The organism is Enterococcus sp. LJL128, assembly GCF_056924295.1.
This window is the reverse complement of record NZ_JBXPBP010000013.1, coordinates 32,826-56,564: the sequence shown is the minus strand read 5'-3', so window position 1 is coordinate 56,564 and position 23,739 is coordinate 32,826. Positions and strand designations below refer to the sequence as shown.

The following is a 23,739-nucleotide window of genomic DNA, read 5'->3' as shown; positions in this document are numbered from 1 at the left end:
TTATTAAAAACCAACAATGACTGCCCGGCTCTTCTCTCCCGTGAAGATGTAACAACTTCCAGACAATCAATACCTTTTTACTGTTTGAAAACAAGAAGGTATGTATAAAAAACAGGAGGCAGAGCCTCCTGAATCAATCGTTTAAAAGACGAATCAATTACATGTTATGTTTTTTCGCTTCATAATCCTGTTGAAGCTCAAGCAGACGTTTCTTACCTGCTTCTCTTTCTGCCATGTTTTGTGCTTCAATTTGTTTTGTTTCTTCCAGACCATGCATAATTGTACTCCAAGTCTGTTCCATTGTCTCAATCTTAATACTTGGAGATCCAGATAACTTCGCAATTTCAATACTGTTTTGAGAAATATTCTGTGCATTTTTCATCAGCATTTCATTGGTTCTGTTATCCAGTTCGCTCATTGCTTCTGCTGTCATTTTCTGCTGTTTCGCAGCGACTGCTTGAATCAGTGCACTCTTGAATACTGGAATCGTAATCACGAAGGCTGAATTAATTTTACCAATCAAACGGACATTCCCTTTTTGCAGCATATCAATTTGCGGTCCAGTCTGCAGCGATACCTGCTTCGCCATTTCCAGATCATAAACACGCTGCTCAACCATTTCCAAAGCAGCAGTCATTTTGCTCAGCTCAATTCCCGCCATTTGGTCGCCGTTGTTTACACGCTCCTGCAGCTGAGGAATTTTATTGTTTCTAAGATCGTCGGCAATCACTTCACCGGCTGCAATGTATTTTTCCAGCTCAAAGTAGTAGCGGATATTTTCATCTGCCAGCTGATTCAGCATCGTTACATTATTTTTCATCTTTGTTTCATATTTTTTGATTTCTGTGTAGACAACTTCAATTTCGCCGCCCATAGTCTGGTACTTCGCCATAATTTGGCTCATTAAATCTTTGCCTTTACCAAAAATTTTATTGAACAGGCCTTTGCGTTCTTCAGCAAAATCTTCCGGCTCAAATTTATCCATAATTTTGCCTAGCTTGTCCAGCATAACCGTAGACTTTTGTGTTTCTGCTACACTCATATTATTCAAAATCCGGGAAGAAAACTGCGAAATTCCTTCTGCCGGTTCTTTACCAAATTCTAAAATTGAAATCTGATCTCTGATATCAATATTCTTACTGATGTTGATAACCTCCGGCTCAGTCTTCAGCTGTGCCTTCTGCAGCTCTACCTGTGATAAACGCTGCTCAACATTAATTACCTGAACTTCCTCTAAACCTGTTTCATTTTGATTTTCCATTTTATCCGACTCCTTCTACTTTTTAAATTTATTGAAAATAGATTTAAGGGCACTATTTCCTTTTGCAGCCATCCCGCTTGTCTGGAAGGTTTCTTCAAAGTTCACTTCCTCCAGCCAGTGACTGTCAAATCTTCCATTATCAATATAGAGCTCAATATCATTCTGACCGGTTGGATTATAGACCGCAATATCAAAACCTATTTCGTTCAGCAGCAATAATAATGCCGCATCAGAACGCGTCAATGTTCCGCTCATACCGTTATTATAAATCATAATCTTAGGAATATCCTGCGCGTAGTCATACTGCTGCAGCAGCTTCATAATAAACGGCGGCACATTCATTGCCTGAGAGAACAGATACATCTGAACATCTTCTTTTGTTTCTTTACCGTGAGGCAGAAAATGGGCTTTTTTTACATAGCGGCTGATTGCGCTGGCCAACGCCAGCTGCATCCCGTTGGATACTTGACGGTGCTGCCACCAGTTGGCTTCCATCAGTTTTTCAGGATTCAGCGTACCGTCTTTTTTCGCCGCAAACTGATAATGAAACTGCTGATTGCCTTTAATTTCCTGTTTAATCGGAAATTCCTTAATTACCTCAACTAATTCGGTGCTTCGTCTAACTTCATAAAAATCATCCCAATACTTTTTCCTGTCCGTTGACACACCTAGAACCTTGGCGAAAATTACAGGAACTTTAACTACCCCTTTTTCTACCTGAAAATTGGGACGGATGAAGGCTTTTTCTTTGCCAATAATTCGAATCTCATCGTAGGTTGTCTGCAGTGTGATGCTTTCCGGCAGATACTCCCTGAGCTGAAACGGCTTCAGCAGCAGCGAGCCGTCAGAATTCATAATATTGTTCAGCTCCATCGCTGCTTTTCTGGCAGTTGTAGACTTGCGCATTGGTTTTTCTTTAGGAAACGGTTCCATGTCCATCTCATTCGGGTATTCAAAAACTGATAGATTAACACCCTTCACATCTGCAAAGGCATTTTCCTTTTCACTATTGAAAATCAATAAATCAAAGCCTAACAGGTACAGCAGAATTAGGAAATACTGTTCACTTTTCGTCATCTCCCCATACCAGATAACTTTAGGCACTTCCTTGCTCAAATCTGTTTCTCTCAGCCATTTATCGATATAGTTAAAGCCCCATTTGATACAGTCAACAACTACCCGGCGAAAATCAGGATGCATTAAGCCTCCATGGTTCTCGGAAAAGATATTTATTAAATCGATAAATTTCAAGGTCAGATAGCGGTAATACTCCGGATGCTCCCGCAAAGGCAACAGATTGTTCCCCTGCATAAAAGCTACAAACCGGTTTGGCGATAACCCCTTCTGCTCGTTATGTGTATTGAACAGCTTTTGAATTCCCTGAAAAATCTGATTATCTATCTGTTTTTCAAGATTTCCATCTAGAAGATGGATTTTATATTCATCATTATATACCACGTCATAGAGCCACTCTCCATAGCTGAACTCATCCAGCGGAACACCTAAAACGATTCCGGCAACCTGAGGGTATGTTAAGGTCTCTTCAGTTTTTTGAAAGCCTGATCTCAGTGATATAGGCGTGATAAATTCTGACTGCCAGTCAATCTCGTTGAGATTCTGCGGAATCGGATGTAATTCCAACACACCATTCACTCCATTTCTATTTTTACATTTTATCTCATTTTTTGTTATAAAAAACTACAACCTAAGCATGATTTTTTGATGTTTTTTTATCAAATAACCCCACTGAAAGTCTTATGTGATATAATCAAAGTATATCCAATCCATACCAACTAATCAACACTTACTTAGGATATTTACGGGTAGATTTTGATTGAGAAATGGGTTGTTTTTTGACAATACTTTAAGGAAAAAGGAGATAAAAAACCAATGGCAATTAACCTATCAAAAGGTCAGAAAATTGATTTGACCAAAACCAACCCGTCATTGAACAATATCACTGTTGGGCTTGGCTGGGATGAAGCTCAGGCTTCCGGCGGCCTCCTTGGCGGCTTGTTTGGTTCTAAACCAGCATCTATTGACTGCGATGCCTCTGTCATTCTACTGCAAGACGACCGCTTCGTAGACAAAAAGGATGTTGTTTATTTTGGTCATTTAAAGAGCACAGATGGTTCAATCGTTCACCAGGGAGATAACCTGACTGGTGCCGGCGACGGAGATGACGAAGTAATCAAGGTTTCACTAAGCAGAGTGAGTCCTAAATACAACAAGATGGTTTTTGTTGTAAACATTTATCAAGCACATAAGCGTAAACAGGATTTCGGAATGATTAAAAATGCCTTCATCCGCATCATGGATGATTCAGGTATGGAAATTGCCCGCTACAACCTGACAGATAACTATCAGGGCATGACTGGACTGGTGGCTGGTGAGCTTTACCGCCACGACAACGAATGGAAGTTTGCGGCAGTCGGCAGCGGGATGAATGTGGCAAATCTATCTGAAATGCTGCAGCGTTATAAATAAATATAAATCTGGAGGTTTTCTAACATGGCAGTTTCATTAGCAAAAGGTCAAAAAGTTGAATTAACAAAAACAAATCCCGGATTAACAAAGGTTCGTGTTGGTTTGGGTTGGGATACAAATAAGTATGACGGACAGAGCGATTTCGATTTAGACGCAGAAGTCTTTTTACTTGGCAGCAATGAGAAAGTAACTAGCGACGCTGATTTCATTTTCTACAATCAGCCGACAAGTACAGACGGAGCTGTTAAGCATATGGGCGATAACCGTACAGGTGAGGGCGAAGGCGATGACGAATCAATCGAAATCGTACTTGGCAACGTGAGTCCATCCATTGAAAAAATTCGTTTTACCGTTACCATTGACAGTGCTGAAGAACGCAACCAAAACTTTGGTCAGGTTTCAAACGCTTTTATCAGAATCCTGAATGCGGATTCTGAAGAAGAACTGATTCGTTATGACTTAGGCGAAGATTTCTCTATTGAAACAGCTATTGTTGTCGGCGAATTATACCGTCACAACGGCGAATGGAAGTTCACAGCAATCGGCAGCGGCTACCAAGGCGGCTTAGCGGCTTTAGGTAGAGATTTTGGTGTAAATATCGGCTAAAAATTCAGCCGCAAAAGAGAGGGAGAATATGATCTATGGCAATTAACTTATCAAAAGGTCAGAAAGTCGACCTGACAAAAACAAACCCTGGTTTAACTAAGACTATTGTTGGTCTAGGCTGGGATATCAATCAGTATGATGGAGGTACAGCTTTTGACTTGGACGCTTCTGCCTTCCTTTTAGACAGCAACGGGAAATGTCTGAACGAAAACAGCTTTATCTTCTATAATAATCTTCAATCAGAAGACGGTTCTGTACTCCACACTGGTGACAACCGTACAGGTGAAGGGGATGGCGATGATGAACAAATCAAAATCGACCTTTCCAAAATTTCTCCAGCTGTTGACCGCATTGCAATCACAGTAACGATTGACGATGCCACAGCGAGGAACCAGAACTTTGGTCAGGTTTCAAATGCCTTCGTTCATATTCTAAATGAAGAAACGAACGAGGAAATTCTGAATTTCGACTTAGGCGAAGACTTCTCTGTAGAAACAGCTGTTGTGTTCTGCGAGCTTTATCGTCATAATGGCGAATGGAAGTTTAACGCAATCGGCAGCGGCTACCAAGGCGGCTTAGCGGCATTGGTGCGAGCTTATGGATTGGACGTTCAATAGCATTCGTTTTATACTAAAAGACAAGAGTTAAGATGGAGGTTGTGACAGAGGTGTTCTGCCTCGAGAAATAAAGCGAACCATACGAAAATTGTCAAGAGACACTGGGAAGGAAACACCCAGCTGTTGATTGACACCTAGCGGAGTATCTCCTATTTTCAGTATCGTTTGACTTGTTTTTCGAAAGGCTAGCTCCTAAAACATCGTTTATTCGGTTTTAGGGACTATGAACACACGACTGTCACACCCTCATTCTTTATCTAAATAAGTGCACCCTGTTATTTTTTTGCTTAGCAGTCTAAGAATAATGTTGGGTCACCAGCGGAAAAAGCCCAAACAGTCATCTGATTTGGGTCTTTCAAAAAATCAAAGGAGAGTAATAAGTGAACAAGACATTTACTGGTTTAACATCAGAACAGGTCGAGCAGTCCAAGCGTGAGCATGGGACCAATGCTCTGACCGAGAAACAAGCAGAATCATTTTTTGACAAGCTGAAGGGAAATTTTGATGATCCGATTATCAAAATCCTGATTGTCGCATTAGTTTTAAACTTAGTCTTCGCTTTTCTAGGCTATGCAGAATGGTATGAAGCACTAGGAATTGCCATTGCTGTTTTACTGGCAACATTGATTGGTACTTGGAGTGAATACTCAAATGAGAGTGCCTTCCAAAAATTACAGGAAGATGCCTCAAAAATCGTTGTCAAAGTTTATCGTGATGGACACGTTGTAGAAATCAAAATCGACGACATCGTTCAAGGCGACGAGATTATCCTGCAGACTGGTGATAAAATCCCAGCTGACGGAATCTTGCTGGAGGGTGATCTAAAAGTGGATCAGGCTTCTCTAAATGGAGAATCTGATGAAGCCAAGAAAACACCACTGCCTCAAGGCGGAACCTATGAAGACGGCGATACCTTTGACCAGCACGCATTGTTCCGCGGCGCAGTAATCACCTCAGGTGAAGCTGTTATGAAGGTAACAAAAGTCGGAGATGCTTCTTTCTTTGGTCAAATGGCCTCTGAATTGACTATTGACGAACGTGAATCACCACTAAAATTGAAGTTGGCTGACCTTGCCGACAAGATTTCAAAAGCCGGCTATACTGGCGGTATTTTAATTTTCATCGCCTTTATGATTAACCGTGTACTGGTGCAAAATAACTTTGACGGCGCCTTGATTTCAGAATATTTCTCTCATCTTGGAACAGTCGGAAATGACGTTGTAGAAGCCTTTATTTTAGCTGTAATTATTATTGTTGTTGCTGTTCCAGAAGGCTTGCCAATGATGATTGCCATGGTGCTTTCTCAAAACATGAAAAAAATGCTCCGCAGCAACATTCTTGTCCGTAAATTGGAAGGGATTGAAACAAGCGGAAGCTTGAACATGCTGTTCTCTGATAAAACCGGAACAATTACTAAAGGTAAACTAGATGTTGTATCTTACATTAATGGGGCTAATGATAGCTTTGAAACACTGGGCGATGTTCCTGGTAAACTTCAAAAAATCGTAGGATCAGCCATCGTTAACAACACAAACGCAGTTATTTCAGAAGATAGTAATGGCAATGTATTGATTATCGGTGGGAATCCAACAGAAAAAGCGGTCCTTGCTTTTGCACAGAAAAATGAAAATCTTCATGGAACACTGGAACACGTTTCAGTAATTCCTTTCTCTTCTGCTAGAAAGTTTTCAGCAACTCAGGTAGCCGGTGAATGGAACACAACTCTTATCAAAGGGGCACCGGAAAAAATCCTGCCGAACTGTTCAACTTACTATGATGCAGAAGGCAACAAGCAGCCATTTACCAAGCTGGCTGAATTAGATAATGAAATCAATGAATTGGCTAAACGGTCTATTCGTGTCTTGATCTTAGCAACTACAGAAGAAACAGTTACTGAAGAAGTGCTACCATCTGATTATACGTTAATTGGTATTTTAGCCATTCGTGACGATGTTCGTCCAGAAGCAATCGAAGCGATTGCTGATGTGCATAGTGCCGGAGTTCAGGTGGTTATGATTACTGGTGACCGTAAAGAAACAGCGATTGCGATTGCGAAAGATGCAAAAATTCTGACTGCGGATGATGATGTCGTTCTTACTTCTCAAGAGCTGAATGAAATGCCGGATGAAGAAGTAAAATCTATTTTGCCGAATATTCGCGTTATCGCCCGTGCATTACCAACGGACAAATCTCGTCTAGTACGCTTGTCTCAAGAAATCGGTTTGGTTGTAGGGATGACTGGTGACGGTGTAAACGATAGTCCTGCGTTGAAACGTGCAGATGTCGGCTTTGCAATGGGTAGTGGTACAGAAGTTGCGAAGGAAGCAGGGGATATTGTTATCCTTGATGACAACTTCAAATCTATTGCACAGTCTATCTTATTCGGACGGACAATTTACCGTTCAATCCAGAAGTTCATTGTCTTCCAGCTTACTTTAAACGTAGGTGCATTGCTAATCAGCTTTATCGCACCGTTTATCGGTATTGATCATCCATTGACAATCACTCAAATGCTGTGGGTAAACCTGGTTATGGATACACTGGCAGCACTGGCATTCGGTGCTGAACCAACCTTGAAACGCTACATGAGAGAAAAACCAAAACGCCGTGATGAAAATATCGTTACCCGTTCTATGTTCTCTGCGTTTGCTTTTGAAGGTGTTGTTATTACCTTAATTGGTCTGTGGATGCTGAAAGGCACCTTCTTATCTCAATACTTTACTAGCGGCAGCGGTGACATCGCTCTGTACACAGGATTCTTCTCATTCTTTATCCTGTATGCTGTATTTAACGGCTTCAATGTGAGAACTGAGAAGCTGAACATCTTCGATAATCTAAGTAGAAACAAAATGTTTATCCGTATCATGCTGCTGATTGTCGTTGTACAGATTCTGATGACTTTTGTCGGAGGAGCTATCTTAAGAACAACTCCGTTAAGCATCACTGAATGGGCAATCGTTCTCGGACTATCTGTAGCAGCTATTCCAATTGATATGCTTCGTAAAGTCGTATCAAAAGCGTTGAACAAATAATTATAGATTTGAAAATAAAAAATGCCTGGTGCTGCTAAAAGCACCGGCATTTTTTTCTTTACCGTGAATATGTTTATTACTGATAGCGAATAGATGACTTTTTCACAGATTTAATGTTGCTGGTTCTTTTGATGAACGGCATCCACATATTCGGATGCTCAACCTTGCTGCCAAGAACAACTTTTGAATAGTTTACATTCTCAATTTCCAGATACAATTTAGGAATCTCTCCATTCATATCAACCTTAACCCTATCCCCGTTTAAATCATGGCTGACCAACAACCGATACTCTTTTTCATAAGAATAGAAATCAGATTTAAAAAGAAAGCGAACTTCATCAAACAAGGCGAACAACACATTCAAGACATTTTGCTTATGCTCAGAGCTCAGGTCTGCTGTTTGCAGGTTGATACTTGTTAATATTTCTTTCCAAGCTTCGATAGTTGAGCTGACAGTTTCTTCATTGCTTAAATCTTTATCTAAATAATATGTCTTATAAAGTATTCGGCTTTTCTTCTCAAAATCATCAATTGCATTTTCTTTTATTTCTACAAAGCTCTCCGCTGCTTTTTTATCAAGAAAAACAGATTTTTCAAGAATCAGACAGACCCCTTCCCCATCATTTCCATACATGCTCCACATAGGTAAACGATCGATTTCCTCTGTGAAGCAGGTAATAAAGGTGTTGCTGCAGGTCAGCTCATCTGAATTGGCGTACATTGTTTCCAATTCACTGATAACTGTCTCGGTTTCTCCACCATTAAGCAGACTAAACAGGTAGAGCCCTTCCTCCGGATCATTCATGTACTCTGTATTATATAATCGAATTTTTTTGCTCTGATTTTCTGAATCTTCTTCAGTCTTTTCTTTCTGTTTCTCTTCTTTTAATGGTTTATTTTCTAAGATATTGCGCAATGTTCCCAATGAAGTATAGTGAGCAATCTCTTTGCCATTGCAGTCCTCCACTGCATCTCTCAAGAAAATCTGAATTGATTTGTACAACTCTAAAATAGCCAATATAAGCTTATCATCTGCAAAATCTAGGTTTTCAAAAATAAATTTAAACGGAGGCTTCATCAATAACTCTTTATATGGCTCCAAAGAGCTATTTTTATTTAAAATTTCAATCAGGCAGATGCAAACAAATTCTACCATTTTCTTTGTATCAATATCTACATTTAAAAAATTTTTTAATGCTTCTTCATATTTTTTTATATACAAGTAGCTAATACCAAGATTACTGAAAAAAACAGGCTCGTTCGAATTAAGCTGGATGGCTTGTTTATAATTCTTTATAGCCTCAGTAGTATTATTCTCCATAGAATAAGAAGTCGCTAGGCTATTAAAATAACTTGCTTCTGTACTTTTCAGCTGAATAGCCTGCTTATACAAATCTATTGCTTGTTTATAATCACCTATTTCAAACCAGCAATCGCCTAAATTATATAAGTAAGTAGGATTTTCAGAATCCAACTCTAGTGCTTGTAGATACTGCTTTTTCGCTTCATTATGATTTCCTAATGCATCATAAGAAATCCCTAGACTATTAAAATAATCTGCATCTGTATTCTTCAATTCTATTGCTTGTTTAAACATTTTTATTGCTTGTTCATAATTCCTCAAGGAGTTCAAGCAATCGCCTAAATTATATAAGTAAACAGACTTTTCAGAATCCAACTCTAGTGCTTGTAGATACTGCTTTTTCGCTTCATTATGATTTCCTAATGCATCATAAGAAATCCCTAGACTATTAAAATAATCTGCATCTGTATTCTTCAATTCTATTGCTTGTTCAAACATTTTTATCGCTTGTTCATAATTTCCTAAAGAGTTCAAGCAATCGCCTAAATTATACAAGTAAATAGGATTTTCAGAATCCAACTCTAGTGCTTGTAGATACTGCTTTTTTGCTTCATTATAATTTCCTAGTGCATCATAAGAAATCCCTAGATCATTAAAATAATCAGCTTCTGTATTGTTCAACTTTATTGCTTGTTTAAACATTGTTATCGCCTGCTCATAATCTTCTATTTCATGCAAATAATTGCCTAAATCATGAAAATATTTAGATTGCTTGGAATCAAACTTAATAGCTATTAATACGTCATCTATAGCTTCTTGAAACAAGTTCATCTTGTTATACAAGGTACTTCGTACATATCTATATTCAGGATTATTCAAATCTAGTTCAATCAGCTTGTCATATACTTCAATCGCTTTATCATATTCTTTCTCTTCTTCAAATTTTCTCGCCTGCTCCAGATATTCATTTATACTCTCCTCACTCATGAATTCCGCCCCTTTTACTAGATATAAGTTCATTTATTCCAATTATATCATACATATTATTCATCAGTTGATACAGCTTTGTTTTTTTATCTCTCACCCTTCACTTGTCAAGCAGTATTGTTCAGTAGTATAACTAAGAGACAACTATTGAAAAGTCAGGAGAAATAGCAATGAAATTAGCAACATTTAAAGAGCTGCGAAAGCATTTTGATACTGATGAAAAGAGATTCATTAAAGATGGCTACTATCGGCTCAGAGCAGCGGATGAAAGAGTATATGAGCTGGCTTATCTAGAAGCCGGTCCCTGCGGCGACACAACCGTACATCCACAGATTACATTGGAGATAACCAATGATGCGGTTGTCCCTCTTAAGCTGCTGGATCTGAGCGCCGCCCCTGTTATTCGCTTTAGCAGAGAAGAAAGTCTTGAAGAATTGGAACAGGCCTTAGATTTGCTGGAAGCTCGCTTTCTTCAAGTGTTGTCTCATTAATGTTAATTTGATATAAGTTAAAGAGAAAAACACCCATCTGAAAATTAGATGGGGGTTTTTCTCTAATACCGCTTTATTGATAAGCGGATAATATTCTTTGATATTCTGCCTGTGCATCATTATCTTGAGAAACCTGAAAGACCTGATTAGGAACAATTGAATGCTGTCCATCAAAACTACCGTCATCCGCAGCTAACCCAAATCCGGAAGAAAAGGCTATCAGGCTTTGACCAACTCCCTTTAACTCATAGACAATCCCATTATCCGCTAATAGATATTTTGATATCTGACCATTAGAATCAGCGGCCTCACTGTATCCAGATGCCGTCGCACTCATATCCGGCACATGACTAATTCCGACTGCTCCATCTAAAGGAATGAAGAAGGCTACACCGCCCACTGCATGAATTTCATAAGCATTATAGCCTGGATTTCCCACTTCCTGTACTTGAATTTTACCGTCTACTGATTCTGCATACCAGTCACCCATTCCTGAAGCACCATGATCGAAATATCTATCGGTTACAGCCATACCGCCTTCTTTGGCCCGTTCCCCAGCCCAGTTCAGAAATTCTTCTGTGATTTTTTGTTTTGTATCTTCTGTCAGCTGAGTAACTTTATATTTTCCCACTACAGCTGTGCTTTCACTCGAATGCTCAGATGCACTTGGGTTTTCTGCACTACCTTCTGATGAAACAGTTTCTTCTGAAGTCGAAGAACTCACCGCAACACTGGATTTACTTGTTGCTTCTGTCGTTGATTCAGAAGACTTTGTATCCTTATTTTGTGTGCCACAAGCGCTCATAACTATTAGCAAACCACCGATTAATATAATGCTCCATTTCTTCTTCATTTCAGTCATCCTTTCTTCATATGCAACGAAATCGTAACACAAAAGAAATTAAATCGCAATAATAAAGAAATATTTGTCACTCTACTCACTTCTATCTCTTCATTCTTAAACACGAATATTATCAAACCGAAATTTATTATCATTACTAATTTCCACGTAATATTTAAAAAAAATGTTTAAAACATTAAAATTAAACTGGAATTCCCTACCTACTACTCTTAATTTCTTATTGCTTCCCCATAAAACTTTGTGATACACTTATCAATAAAAAATGAATGAGGTGTATGAAAAGGGATGGGCGATTTTTTAAGTACTATTAATGATTATGTCTGGGGAATTCCTATGATCGTACTGATTATGGGTGTTGGGATTTTCCTGACAATAGGTTTAAAAGGGATTCAAATGAGAAAGCTGCCGCTGGCATTGAAATATATGTTCAGCAATGAAGAAGACGGCGAGGGAGATATTTCCAGTTTTGCTGCTCTCTGTACAGCACTGTCCGCAACCATTGGTACTGGGAATATCGTTGGTGTTGCTACTGCAATTGTAGCAGGTGGTCCTGGTGCCTTATTCTGGATGGAGATTGCGGCGTTATTAGGGATGGCTACTAAATATGCCGAAGGGCTGCTTGCTTTAAGATACAGAATATTTGATAAAAACGGCAGTGCTTTAGGCGGTCCATTTTATTACATAGAAAATGGCATGGGCTCAAAATGGCGTTGGTTAGGAAAGCTCTTTGCTCTGTTTGGCTTACTTGCCGGTTTGCTGGGGATTGGTACCTTTACCCAAATCAATGGAATAACCAGTGCAGCACAATCGTTCTTTGATCCGGCCAATCAAAACACCGTTAGCCTTTTTGGGCAAAACTACTCTTGGGCGGTTATTATTGCAGGTGCTATTGTTACACTTGCTACAGCAGTGGTTCTGATTGGCGGAGTAAAGCGGATTGCTCAAGTTGCAGAAGTCATCGTACCAGCAATGATTGTTGTCTATGTAGGTCTTTGTCTATTAATGGTTGTCCTGAATTTTTCAAAATTGCCGATGGCCTTCTCTCAGGTCATTGAAGGAGCCTTCGGTCTGCGGGCTGTGAGCGGCGGAGCTTTAGGTGCAATGATTGTTGCTCTTCAAAAAGGTGTCGCCCGCGGTATCTTTTCAAATGAATCCGGTTTGGGAAGTGCCCCTATTGCAGCGGCAGCGGCCAAAACGAATGAACCGGTTCGACAAGGACTAGTCTCTATGACTGGAACCTTTATTGATACAATTCTCGTTTGTACGATGACTGGTCTGGCAATCATTCTAACTGGAGCCTGGGAGACAGGATTAGACGGAGCAGCGGTGACGATTTATGCCTTTTCAGCTGCGCTGCCGTTCTCTGACGCTGTCTGTTCCTTTTTATTGATGATGTGTCTTTCCTTCTTTGCCTTTACCACAATCATTGGCTGGAACTACTACTCTGAACGCTGTCTGAGCTACTTAACAAACGGCAGTCAGACTGGGGCAAAGATTTTTAGAGTCGTTCATATTTTGGCAATTTTCGCTGGTCCATACATGACGATTTCTGCCGTTTGGACATTAGCTGATATTTTTAACGGATTGATGGCTTTTCCAAACCTAATCGCTCTAATTGTTTTAAGTCCTATCGTTTTCAGAGAAACACGGAGCTTTTTCACCCGTCTTCAAACGGATGGTTCTGTCCTTCCAGTAGAAGAAGCAATCGACGAAGTGGATATAGTTCTTCCAACAGAGCTGGGATTAGAAGAGTAAATAACAAGTTAAAAATGACTGGAGCATTCGTCAAGTAGACGATGTTCCAGTCATTTTATTTCATTGGCTAGGCTAGACGATCTGGCATCATCATCTGTAAGACCCCCCAAACGCCGTTTTGAATTATTAGTTCATCCCGATCTTCTGCCGGTAATACTGTTCGAATGGTATTTTCTTTTCCTTCCAGCACTTTCTTCGTCCAGTGAGGATCAATCAGCAGTGCTCTGCCGACAGCTGCTGCTTCTGCATTTTGAAGAAGCTCTTCTGCCTGTTCACCGGTTCTCACATCTCCAACACCAATCAGCGGCAAACGCCCATTGATTTTCTCATGAACATAATTCAAAATTGATTTTGCCTGAAAGTCTGCTGAAACAGATACTCTCTTATAATCATTTAATGAAAGATGCAGATAATCCAGCGGTTTTTCTGCTAATAAATCAACTAGATACATCGTGTCCTCCAGCTTAATGCCAGGTTCTTCATATTCTTCTGGAGAAAAGCGGTAGCCAACAATAAAGCCGCCGTCTGAAACCTCGTCGACAGCAGCGGTTACTGTGTCCACTAACAGATTGATAAAATGGGTACGTTTCTCAACTGACCCGCCCCACTCATCTGAGCGACGGTTTGAATGAGGAGAAAAGAACTGCTGAATCAAATAGGTATTTGCGCCATGAAGCTCTATTCCGTCAAATCCTGCTTTTATCGCCCGTAATGCAGCTAGTTTAAAATCTTCAATTATTTGAAGAATCTCTGCATTTTCCAATGCCCTAGGTGTTTCTGCCCCTTCACGTTCAGCAGCAACAGCACTTGGCGCTACCGGCTGTTCTCCGCGAAGAATCTTAGAGTCGGTCATTCTGCCTCCGTGGAAAATCTGCAAAATTGCTTTCGTCCCATTCTGCTTAATAGCTGCAGATAATCTGCTTAGACTAGGAATCATTTCATCTGAAGCAACACTCAGTTCTCCTTCCCAGCCTTTTCCGCCATCCTGTACATTTGCTGCAGCAGTAATAACGGCACCTACTTCACCAGAACGCAAGCGGTAATAATTCAATTCATCCTGCGTCACTACGCCATCATAAAAACTCATTTTAGTGGTCATAGGCGCCATCACAATAGAATTCTTTAAAGTGACGCCCCGCTTAAATGTAAGCTGTTTTGTTAAATTAGTCATTTACTTCTCCTTATTCTCTGGTTTATTTGATTGTCTGCAGAGCTTCTTTTATCGGCTGTTCTCCGCTATGCATCAAAATTACTTTTCCAATAGTCTGCACTTCAGTCACTATCTCTGCCAGAACTTCTGCGACATCTTCGATAGAATTTTCTCCTGCTTCAGAAACATCTACGGCTATTTTACCTGTACCCGGTATTTCTCTTAATGTTCCCGGCTGTAAAATTGTATAATCCAAAGCAGTGTTGTTAAGCAACCATGAATCTGAGTAATATTTAGCGATTGTATAATCTAAAATGCTGGCTATCCCTGGTTCTTGCCAGCGTTCAGGAGCTAAGGCAAACATCGAGCTAAGCTGAATATAGCGTTTGACTCCCTTGCTTTCAGCTGCCTTCATTAGTTTAACCGCTCCATCTAAATCTGTTTGAAGCAAGTCTTTCCCTCGAGAACCAGCAACAAAGATTACTGCCTCGGCATCTTTTAGATTTTCAGCTAAGTCCTCAACCGTTTCATGGAGATCTAAAAACACAGCTTGAATATTCTCTGTTTCTTTAATCTGTTCAGTCTTTCTGGCACCAGCATAAACATAGTGACCTTTACTTTCAAGGACCGAAATCAGCTCTTGTCCGACTCTTCCTGTTGCCCCAGCTACAAATATCTTCATGAATCTACTCTCCTCCCGAATATGTATGCACATACATATAATAGCGAATAATAATAACTTCTGCAAAGAAAACGGCCTATCTTTCAATTTGCAGAAGCTAATTGAGCTATTAGAGCAGCTAACGGCTTCTTCTTAATTTCTACAGCCAGCAGCTGATTGACTGTCTGCTCAGCCTTTCCAGCTTTTTCTTCTCCTAGCGGAGTGATACTGATATAGATGCCCCGTTTATCATCTGAACAGATGTGCCGGTTAATCACACCCTGCTCCTTCTCCTCCATTCGACTAACTAGCCGTGAAAGTGCACTTTGGCTCAGCCCCACCTTCTCTTGCAGATCCTGAAGACGCATTTTTTTAGACGGATGTGCAGCTAAAAAATGAAGAACATAGAATTCTTTCAAGGTTAGATTATTTCTATTTTTTAAGCTTGTTTCAAGTGCTCCATCAATAGCTGTCAGTACTTGAGAAAAAAGCAGCCAGTCAGCCAGCAGCTTATTTTCATGCTTTGTCAATGTTCTCTCTCCTTTCATCGTTCAGCTATCTATAAGCCTGCTACATAGATTACAGTTGTTTAAGTACCTCATTATAATCAGTTTTTTCGACTTTTTCAACATCCTGCCTTGTTTAGCTGTGAATAAATCATTAGAGCTGCTTGTTTTTTATTGTTTAAAAATCTCTGTGATTTCTTGCACTGCTTTCCAGTTATCTATACAATTAACTATAGTAATTGCATGACAGCTTCGCTGGATAAAAATGACTGTGTCACCTATATGAAGACATCCAGCAGTAGGATAGCTGAAAGCGGAGCTTATTGAGCCTGCTGCTGTGCATTTATTTGCTATATAACATTTATCTGGTATCTGTACAAATTCACCACTCTGTGTTAAACGCTGCCAGGCTCTCTACTTGAACCAACTGACCAAAAGCAGCTTTTTTAGCCGCTCTACAGAAACAGAATCCAGCACCATCCCCATGTCCTTTACGGGATTTTCTATAGATAAAAGGAGGAAAAATTAGTATGTTGAACACTACCCAGTCAAAAATTAGTCTGCTAATTGATGAAATGGAAAAGGTAATCTTAGGAAAACGAGAGGTTCTCCAATTGACCGTTGCCGCTTTTTTAGCTGGCGGACATGTTCTCTTTGAAGACATCCCCGGTGTTGGAAAGACCATGCTGGTCAAAACTTTGGCAAAAGCCATCCATGGTAAATTTAGTCGGATTCAATTCACACCAGACTTACTACCAAGTGATATTTTAGGTATCACTGTTTACAATACTGCGTCTCAAGCATTCGAATTTCATCCAGGACCAATTTTTACTACGGTTCTTTTAGCTGATGAAATTAATCGGACTACGCCAAGAACCCAGGCTGCGTTATTAGAAGCAATGTCCGAAAGGCATGTGACCATCGATAATCACACCTATACACTGGATGAACATTTCTTTGTTTTAGCTACGCAGAATCCAGTTGATTATGAAGGAACCTATCCTTTACCGGAGGCCCAGCTTGACCGGTTCCTATTCCGCCTTCACATTGGCTATCCTGAGTTTGCAGATGAATTAGAGCTTCTTTTGAACAGACAGTCAGATCAGCTGGTTTCAATCCGGCAGGTCCTTAATGCAGCTGAAGTTACTCAATTGAAAGCATTAGTCGATGAGGTTTATGTAGACCCGCAGATTGCCCGTTATGCACTGCAGCTGGTTCAAGCAACCAGAGAACATGACAGTATTGCGTTAGGTATCAGCCCTAGAGGTTCTTTAGCATTTATCAAAGCTGCCCGGGCATTTGCTTTGACAGAGGGCAGAACCTTCGTTACGCCGGATGATCTTCAGCGAATCCTGCCGGCTGTTTTTGGTCATCGACTTCTGCTAAAAAACAATCACACAGCTAATGAGGCTCAGATTCAAGAAATTATGGAACAAATACTTAGACGTGTTCCGGTTCCCATTAGGAAACAGCTATGAACGTATACAAGCTAAAAAACAGTTTGCAGCTGCTGATTGTCTGTTTGATTTATGGGCTTCTATTTCTTTACGCAGCTGTTTTCAATAACTCAACTGGCTGGATAGTATTCTTTTTTATGACAGGTTTAGTAATCGCTGATTTTCTCAGTCTAACTTCTACACTTAAAAATATTCGAATGGAAGCAACTGGTGCCATGAATTTTACCGTTAATTATTCTGGAGAGCTGCAGTTGGAAATGTTTGGTTATCGCCCAATCCTGTTTCCTTTGGTATTACTGACTGCTGGGTTGATTCCCCTAGAGAAAAATGAAAACTATTCGTTTCCATTTTATTCTGGCAAACCTAAAAAACTGCATTTTGTTTGGCAGCCTGAAAAAAGAGGTGTTTTTCAGAGCCTACCGCTTTTGCTAAGCAGTACAGATTTTCTGATGCTCTTTTCAAAGCAGAGAGAACTATCGGTAGAAGGACCTTTCTTTGTTCTTCCAAAACAACAGAAGGCAGCTGCCGAACAGCTGCTGCAGGAAATTTTGACGCTGCAGCCTCATTTCCGTTCTCCTTTTGGCGACCGGACCTTTGTTATACGCAGCCTACGTCCCCATCATTCCGGCGATCCGCTGGGAATGATTGACTGGAAACAATCCGGCAAACGAAACGAGCTAATAGTAAAAGAGTATGAGACACAGGCAGAGCAAGAGCCGCAGCTGCTTTTTTATGGCGCTCCTTCTCCTTTATTCGAAGAGTTGCTGTCTATCTACTATTCCTTTACAGGGTTATTAGATAAGCAATTAACTAGGACACAAATTCTCTTAGCAGATTATCCTGCTGAAACCTCTTCAGACAAGCTCTTTGCAGTTATCAAGCCGCTTCAAACTGAACAACCCCTGCCGCGGCTTACAAATAAAAAGCTGGTAATTTTTGCTCCTGAATATTCTGAAGAGTTAAATGCTCAGTTGGAAAAGCTCCAGCGAACAAATGAGCTGTTTCTGGTTACATTTAAAGAAGGGCGACTTTGCCTTCAATGGAAAAATGAGGACCGCTTTATTGATACAGAGGAGGTCAGACTATGAAGGAACGGCTAAAGCAAAACTGGTACTCTCCATTGTTAAGCTTTATCATTTTAGCCGCGGCCAGCTTTCCCTTTCTGGATGTTTATCAGCTGGGGCATGGAAGTTTTTTTCTAACGATACTTGCCGCAATCTGTCTTATTACTTTTTTATTCAGACAGTTTGTCATTACTGTTCCGCTGTATCTTTGCTGCTATTTTATCAGCCTGTATATCTATTTTCCTTTGGGACAATCACTCATCCCTGACTGGCCAACAGCTTTTTATCAGGAAATGCTAGTGTCTCACCAGCAAATTCTTGCCGGCGAGCTGAACTATATGCCAAAAACAATAGCTCTTGTCATCATCCTTTTCTTTTTGATTGCTCTTGCTGTACTGCTCATTCACTATGAGCGGATTTGGCTGTCCTGGCTTTTAATTATCGGCTATCATTTATTGTTAACTGTTGTTAATCAAATTCAGTTGGGGATTTCATTACTTATAATTACCTGTGCTTCAATCCTGTTCCATCAGTTGAAGCAGCAGACAGTTGCTTTTTCACGTAATAAAATATTCTTATACAGTAGTATTTTACTTTTATTTATAAGCGGGAGTGCCTATTCCATGTATAAATTTTTCCCGCAAGCACAAAGCTTTCTATTCTATCAAACAGCTGCTGTTCGAAATTATGCAAATAGTAAAGGTCTCTACGAACAAATCAATCGGTACGGAACCTCCAGTGCTTCACGCAGTGGATTTGGTGAGGATGACCGGCAGTTAGGCGGTCCTTTAACAGATGATCCTACTATCCTTTTTACAGCTATTCAAAGTAAGCCGCATTACTGGCGTGTGGAAACTAAAAACTACTATACGGGTACTGGCTGGCAAACCTTTACTGAATCCATTGATACTGAAACAGACCCCTCAGCACTTTTAGTGACTGACCCTGAATATCAAGGAATGTTTGCTTCAGAGACGCCCATAACAATGAATATTGATTCTGGTATATCTTACCTGCCGCAGCCCTATGGGAGCTTTCAGCTCTTTTTATCTTCGGGTCAGACAATAGAACGGATTCCGGAAAAAAATCGGATTAATTTTACGTCTCCAGCTACAGAACTATCTTTCGTCTGGCAAGAACCCGCTTATCAGGAAAGCGATCTCCAGCAGGCGAACGAAGGAGTCGCAGACCTACAAAATACCATGCTGCCAACTGCGCTCCCGCGTGTTTATGAGCTAGCGCTTTCCCTTACTCAGAATGAAGAATCGATTTATGACAAGGTTAAGGCAATCGAACAGTATCTAAAAACAGATGAAACCTTTCAATATTCTAAAACGGACACACCTTTTCTTCCAGAAGGACGAGATTATGTAGACTATTTTCTTTTTGACTCTAAAGTAGGGTACTGTGACAACTTTTCCTCCGCAATGATTGTCATGCTGCGTTCTTTGGGGATTCCCAGCCGCTGGGCTAAAGGCTTTGCCTCCGGCGAAATCACCAGAGAATATCAGGACGGCCGAAAACAGTTTTCTATCCGCAACGGTCATGCCCATTCATGGCCGGAGGTCTATTTCAAGGGCTACGGCTGGATACCTTTTGAACCTACGCCCAGCTTCAGCAATCCAGAATCGGAAGAAAATACAGCAGCCTCTGAGTCCTCAGAGAGCCCGTCGTCAACCAGCAATTCTTCCTCAACTGAGACCGAAAATACCACGTCCAACAGCACACAACAGGCTGCTGAAGCAGAGAAGGACTCAGCCATTTCTTTTGATGAAATTTGGCGTTCCATTCGACCTTATGCTTTTGGTTTACTTGGACTCTTCCTAGTCATTGGTATTTTCTTGTTAAGAAAGAATTTCTTCCTGCTTCGCTTTAAACTTTATCGAAAAATGAGACCAGCCGATTTCATTGGTGCTTATCAGCATCTGTTAAAACAAGCAGAGAAAAAGCTGGTGCGTAAAGCTGAGGAACCTCTGGCTCCTTATGGACAGCGGCTGGAGCTGACTTATCCATCGCTAGGACACAGCTTCAGTGAGCTAACCGCACTCTATGAACAGACTCTTTACGGAAACAGCGTAGTCAATGCTGGACAATATGATGAGCTGTTGAAGAAAACAGCTCAAATACTGGCTTCGCTAACTTAACTATAGCTTTAAATCTATAAATAGAAGGGTGCCCATTATGTTAAAACAAAAATCAGCCGAAAAAAATGATTATCCCGCTTTAATAGCTCTTTGGGAACGTTCCGTCATTGCCACTCATCATTTTTTATCGGAAGCTGACAGAAATAAGTTGAAAAAGGAAATTCCTTCCTACTTCCCTTTCGTTAAACTTCTTCTATGGTTTAATGAAGAAGAGCTGGTTGGTTTTTCTGGAACTAACGACAACCATTTAGAAATGCTCTTTATTGATCCCAATCATTTTCGTCAAGGATATGGCGGGCAAATTCTACAATACCTAACAATGAAACAATCAGTTGATTCAGTAGACGTTAATAAAGACAATCCGCAGGCAACAGCCTTTTATTTAAAAAATGGCTTTTCCATAATCAGCGAGAGTCCTACTGACGGACAAAACAGAGCTTATCCGATTCTCCACCTGAAAAAAACTAAATAAATAATGAAGAGAGGTTAGGTGCATATGATTCTGCCCTAACCTCTCTCTTTTATTTCTATAATAAAAATTACTTCTTTTCGTTTGCTGTATTAGCGATTGCCCAACTATGAGATTTACAAATTATTTTCCTTGCATTCACGCAGAACATACTCTTCAAAACTAGTTGGCTTTCTTCCTAATAACCAGGTTAGCACATGACTATTGCCGGCAATGCCGTATTCACTATACGTCTTTGCAAGCTGTTCAAATGTTTTTACGAAGTAGCTGTCATATTTTGCCGTTTCAAAATAGTTGATAATCTGCTGCACTGGAACCTGGTCACAAACTGCCTCTTTTCCAGTAATCCGGTTAAACACTTCTACCATATCTACCGGTGAAAGAAAATCATCCCCGACTAGCTCATAGGTCGCATTTTGATGGTCGGCTTCTGTTAATATCTTAGCTGCTACCGCTCCCACATCAGCAGCATCTACATAGCTAAGCTTCGTTGTTTTTGTGTAAAAACACTGATAAGCATCTGTCTCCCAGACTACGGGAACCAGAAAATTGTGCATATAATGCATAGGCTGAAGGATTGTATAATTCAATCCAGCGGATAATCCCTTATATACCAAATATTCTTCTGCTTTCAACTTCTGAGTATGCTGAGGAAGAGTGGACATAAGCGGGTGTGTAACGGTCATCATCACAAACTGACTAATTTCTGCCCGAACAGCCTCGTCAATAAAATGCATGGCGATTTCCGCTTCATCATAGACAAACATCGGCGGAATATAAAGCACTTGCTCGCAGCCTGCCAGAGCTTTAACGATATCTTCGGCTGAACGTGCATCCCCGACCATCGTTTCAGAAACACCAAGCGCTTTTAATTCTTCTACTTTGGGATTAATATCAAATGCCTTGATTGAAAGTCCTCTATTGACTAATTCAGTGATTATTCTTCTGCCGACATTTCCGGCTGCACCAGTTACAAGTATCATTGCTCTTCCTCCTGTTTTCTTCATATTAATTGACCACTATCCATTTACAAAACAAGCGTTTTGTTATAACAATTTTACCTCAAAAAATAATATCAATACAGTAATAGCTACAGAATGTACTATAAAAAGAGAGAAATTTAATTATTCTCACACGATTTATCCCTCAGCTGAAAATACGTAAAGAGCTATCCGCTCATAGTAACTGGAAAAAGCCTGTCAGATAGACAGAACGCCCTTCTAAAACAAGTATGGGCGTTTATTTTGTGTCGATTTTTTATCTATGTTACGCTTTTTATAGAAAGACAAGGAGGAGAAACTATGGTACGAAATGAATTACCGAACGTTGAAACTCGTCTCTATATCAATGGACAATGGCTAGATGGCTCTGAAGAAGCAAAGTCCGTAATCAATCCTGCTACTGGTGAAACGTTGACAGCTGTTCAGCAAGGCGGCCGAAATGAAACTTTACGTGCAGTCGAAGCTGCTGCCTCTGCTTTTTCTAAATGGTCTAAAACATCGCCAGCTGAACGGGCTGACTTGATGAATAAAGCGGCAGATTTGATTTCTGACGATCAAGAACGTCTGGCAACCATCATGACGATGGAGCAGGGGAAGCCACTACAGCAAGCCACAGCAGAAATTCAAACCAATATTGAAAATCTACGTTGGAACGCCAGCGAAGCTCAACGAATCTACGGGGATATTATTCCTTCTCCCGACGATAAGCAATGGCTTGCTGAAAAGCAGCCGATAGGTGTTGTTGCAGCTATTACGCCTTGGAACTTTCCATCTAATATGATTATCCGCAAAATCGCCCCGGCAATCGCAGCAGGCTGTACAGTAATTTTGAAGCCTTCTTCTGAAACACCACTTTCAGCGCTAGCATTGATGGAGCTTTTCGATAAAGCAGGCTTTCCTGATGGTGTGGTCAATGTTGTTCTGGGAAAATCCAAAATAGTTGGAGAAATTCTTGCTACGTCCGAAGAGATTCAAAAACTAACCTTTACTGGTTCGACTGAGGTAGGAAAGTTATTAAATGAGCAAGCTGCTTCTACACTGAAAAAGGTTTCTATGGAGTTAGGAGGACATGCCCCCTTCATCATTTTTCCTGATGCTGATTTAGACTTGGCAGCGGACAGTCTGATTGCTGCAAAATTTAGAAACAACGGGCAGGTCTGCACCTCGCCAAATCGGATTTTTATTCACGAAGAGATTAAATCTGAAGCAACAAAACTTATTCTTGAAAAAATAAAAGAAGTGACTGTTGGAAATGGATTGGATAACCCCACAACAGGTCCATTAATTAATCAGGGTGGCTTGGATAAAGTCAAAAAGCAGCTGCAGGACGCAGCTGACAAAGGTGCTGACATTCTCTATGGGGGGAGTCAGTTAACAAGTGGTGCCTATGCAGACGGCTTCTTTTTTGAACCTACCATAGTGGATGGAGTTACTACAGACATGGACATCTATTATAAAGAAACCTTTGGTCCGGTCATTCCGCTGATTACTTTTTCCGATGAGGAAGAAGTGATTAAAGCTGCCAATGATACACCTTTTGGTTTAGCTTCTTACTTCTTTGCCGATAACATCCATACCATCACAAATGTCAGTCGAAAACTAGCCTATGGCATGGTTGGCGTAAATGATGTGGACATCTCTAATTCAGCTACCCCCTTCGGCGGTGTGAAGCATTCCGGCTTTGGTAGAGAAAACGGTGCTTACGGTATTGAAGAATATGTTGTTATAAAATTCATTACAATCAAAGCATAATAATGGAGCGCAACAAAACGAACGATTCATTTTGTTGCGCTCTTTAATTTAAAAAATACTTTTTGGTTCAGCTTACTTCAGATTAGTCATCCTACATTCTGATAGTGAAAAACCACTAGTTCATCATTCGTTTC

19 protein-coding genes are annotated in these 23,739 nt (G+C 40.4%); 11 read left to right on the top strand and 8 right to left on the bottom strand.

What is annotated here, in order from left to right; all coding sequences use genetic code 11:
• Positions 1-157 precede the first annotated feature (157 nt).
• Complete coding sequence (locus tag AC1Z3K_RS14210; RefSeq protein ID WP_426081914.1) at positions 158-1,261, bottom strand: toxic anion resistance protein; 1,104 nt, start codon at positions 1,259-1,261, stop codon at positions 158-160.
• A 15-nt stretch (positions 1,262-1,276) separates the two neighbouring features.
• Positions 1,277-2,905: a YceG family protein gene (locus AC1Z3K_RS14205; protein WP_461733051.1), complete on the bottom strand. Its 1,629-nt coding sequence runs from the start codon at positions 2,903-2,905 to the stop codon at positions 1,277-1,279.
• 246 nt (positions 2,906-3,151) lie between these two features.
• Here AC1Z3K_RS14205 and AC1Z3K_RS14200 point away from each other — a divergent pair, with 246 nt between their 5' ends.
• From AC1Z3K_RS14200 to AC1Z3K_RS14185, 4 genes are all read left to right on the top strand, one after another.
• On the top strand, positions 3,152-3,748 hold the full coding sequence (locus tag AC1Z3K_RS14200) for a TerD family protein (RefSeq protein WP_426081916.1): 597 nt from the start codon (positions 3,152-3,154) through the stop codon (positions 3,746-3,748).
• A 24-nt stretch (positions 3,749-3,772) separates the two neighbouring features.
• Positions 3,773-4,354: a TerD family protein gene (locus AC1Z3K_RS14195; RefSeq protein WP_426081917.1), complete on the top strand. Its 582-nt coding sequence runs from the start codon at positions 3,773-3,775 to the stop codon at positions 4,352-4,354.
• Between the two features lie 35 nt (positions 4,355-4,389).
• Entirely contained in the window at positions 4,390-4,971 is a 582-nt protein-coding gene (locus tag AC1Z3K_RS14190; protein WP_426081918.1) for a TerD family protein, read from the top strand.
• 380 nt (positions 4,972-5,351) lie between these two features.
• Positions 5,352-8,003, top strand: coding sequence for a calcium-translocating P-type ATPase, PMCA-type (locus AC1Z3K_RS14185; protein ID WP_426081919.1), 2,652 nt, complete (start codon positions 5,352-5,354; stop codon positions 8,001-8,003).
• Between the two features lie 76 nt (positions 8,004-8,079).
• Here AC1Z3K_RS14185 and AC1Z3K_RS14180 read toward each other — a convergent pair whose 3' ends face one another.
• Positions 8,080-10,293 (bottom strand): tetratricopeptide repeat protein, encoded by a 2,214-nt coding sequence (locus AC1Z3K_RS14180; protein WP_461733050.1) that lies wholly within the window; start codon positions 10,291-10,293, stop codon positions 8,080-8,082.
• A 170-nt stretch (positions 10,294-10,463) separates the two neighbouring features.
• Between AC1Z3K_RS14180 and AC1Z3K_RS14175 the strand changes: the two genes are divergently transcribed.
• On the top strand, positions 10,464-10,784 hold the full coding sequence (locus AC1Z3K_RS14175) for a hypothetical protein (RefSeq protein WP_461733049.1): 321 nt from the start codon (positions 10,464-10,466) through the stop codon (positions 10,782-10,784).
• A 73-nt stretch (positions 10,785-10,857) separates the two neighbouring features.
• Here the strand turns inward: AC1Z3K_RS14175 and AC1Z3K_RS14170 are convergent, their stop codons facing one another.
• Complete coding sequence (locus AC1Z3K_RS14170; protein WP_426081922.1) at positions 10,858-11,637, bottom strand: hypothetical protein; 780 nt, start codon at positions 11,635-11,637, stop codon at positions 10,858-10,860.
• A 294-nt stretch (positions 11,638-11,931) separates the two neighbouring features.
• On the opposite strand from AC1Z3K_RS14170, the gene AC1Z3K_RS14165 reads away from it, so the two are divergent.
• Positions 11,932-13,401: an alanine/glycine:cation symporter family protein gene (locus tag AC1Z3K_RS14165; protein ID WP_426081924.1), complete on the top strand. Its 1,470-nt coding sequence runs from the start codon at positions 11,932-11,934 to the stop codon at positions 13,399-13,401.
• A gap of 67 nt (positions 13,402-13,468) precedes the next feature.
• Here the strand turns inward: AC1Z3K_RS14165 and AC1Z3K_RS14160 are convergent, their stop codons facing one another.
• The 3 genes from AC1Z3K_RS14160 to AC1Z3K_RS14150 form a co-directional block, all read right to left on the bottom strand.
• A complete protein-coding gene (locus AC1Z3K_RS14160; protein WP_426081925.1) occupies positions 13,469-14,572 on the bottom strand; it encodes an NADH-dependent flavin oxidoreductase in 1,104 nt (367 codons plus the stop codon).
• A gap of 22 nt (positions 14,573-14,594) precedes the next feature.
• Positions 14,595-15,233: an SDR family oxidoreductase gene (locus AC1Z3K_RS14155; protein ID WP_461733048.1), complete on the bottom strand. Its 639-nt coding sequence runs from the start codon at positions 15,231-15,233 to the stop codon at positions 14,595-14,597.
• A gap of 83 nt (positions 15,234-15,316) precedes the next feature.
• Positions 15,317-15,742 (bottom strand): MarR family winged helix-turn-helix transcriptional regulator, encoded by a 426-nt coding sequence (locus AC1Z3K_RS14150; protein ID WP_426081927.1) that lies wholly within the window; start codon positions 15,740-15,742, stop codon positions 15,317-15,319.
• A 506-nt stretch (positions 15,743-16,248) separates the two neighbouring features.
• On the opposite strand from AC1Z3K_RS14150, the gene AC1Z3K_RS14145 reads away from it, so the two are divergent.
• From AC1Z3K_RS14145 to AC1Z3K_RS14130, 4 genes are read left to right on the top strand one after another with little or no spacing between them, the layout of a single operon-like run.
• Positions 16,249-17,196, top strand: coding sequence for an AAA family ATPase (locus AC1Z3K_RS14145; protein ID WP_426081928.1), 948 nt, complete (start codon positions 16,249-16,251; stop codon positions 17,194-17,196).
• Positions 17,193-18,263 carry a DUF58 domain-containing protein gene (locus AC1Z3K_RS14140; protein ID WP_461733047.1) on the top strand — a complete coding sequence of 357 codons (1,071 nt, stop codon included), beginning with the start codon at positions 17,193-17,195 and terminating at the stop codon, positions 18,261-18,263. Before AC1Z3K_RS14145 ends, AC1Z3K_RS14140 begins: the two co-directional genes overlap by 4 nt.
• On the top strand, positions 18,260-20,383 hold the full coding sequence (locus AC1Z3K_RS14135) for a DUF4129 domain-containing transglutaminase family protein (protein WP_461733046.1): 2,124 nt from the start codon (positions 18,260-18,262) through the stop codon (positions 20,381-20,383). Before AC1Z3K_RS14140 ends, AC1Z3K_RS14135 begins: the two co-directional genes overlap by 4 nt.
• A gap of 37 nt (positions 20,384-20,420) precedes the next feature.
• On the top strand, positions 20,421-20,855 hold the full coding sequence (locus tag AC1Z3K_RS14130; protein WP_461733045.1) for a GNAT family N-acetyltransferase: 435 nt from the start codon (positions 20,421-20,423) through the stop codon (positions 20,853-20,855).
• 113 nt (positions 20,856-20,968) lie between these two features.
• Here the strand turns inward: AC1Z3K_RS14130 and AC1Z3K_RS14125 are convergent, their stop codons facing one another.
• The gene (locus AC1Z3K_RS14125) at positions 20,969-21,835 is read right to left on the bottom strand and encodes an NmrA family NAD(P)-binding protein (RefSeq protein WP_461733044.1); all 867 of its coding nucleotides are present in this window, start codon (positions 21,833-21,835) and stop codon (positions 20,969-20,971) included.
• Positions 21,836-22,153: 318 nt separating this feature from the next.
• Between AC1Z3K_RS14125 and AC1Z3K_RS14120 the strand changes: the two genes are divergently transcribed.
• Positions 22,154-23,605, top strand: coding sequence for an NAD-dependent succinate-semialdehyde dehydrogenase (locus tag AC1Z3K_RS14120; protein WP_426081934.1), 1,452 nt, complete (start codon positions 22,154-22,156; stop codon positions 23,603-23,605).
• Positions 23,606-23,739: the final 134 nt, after the last annotated feature.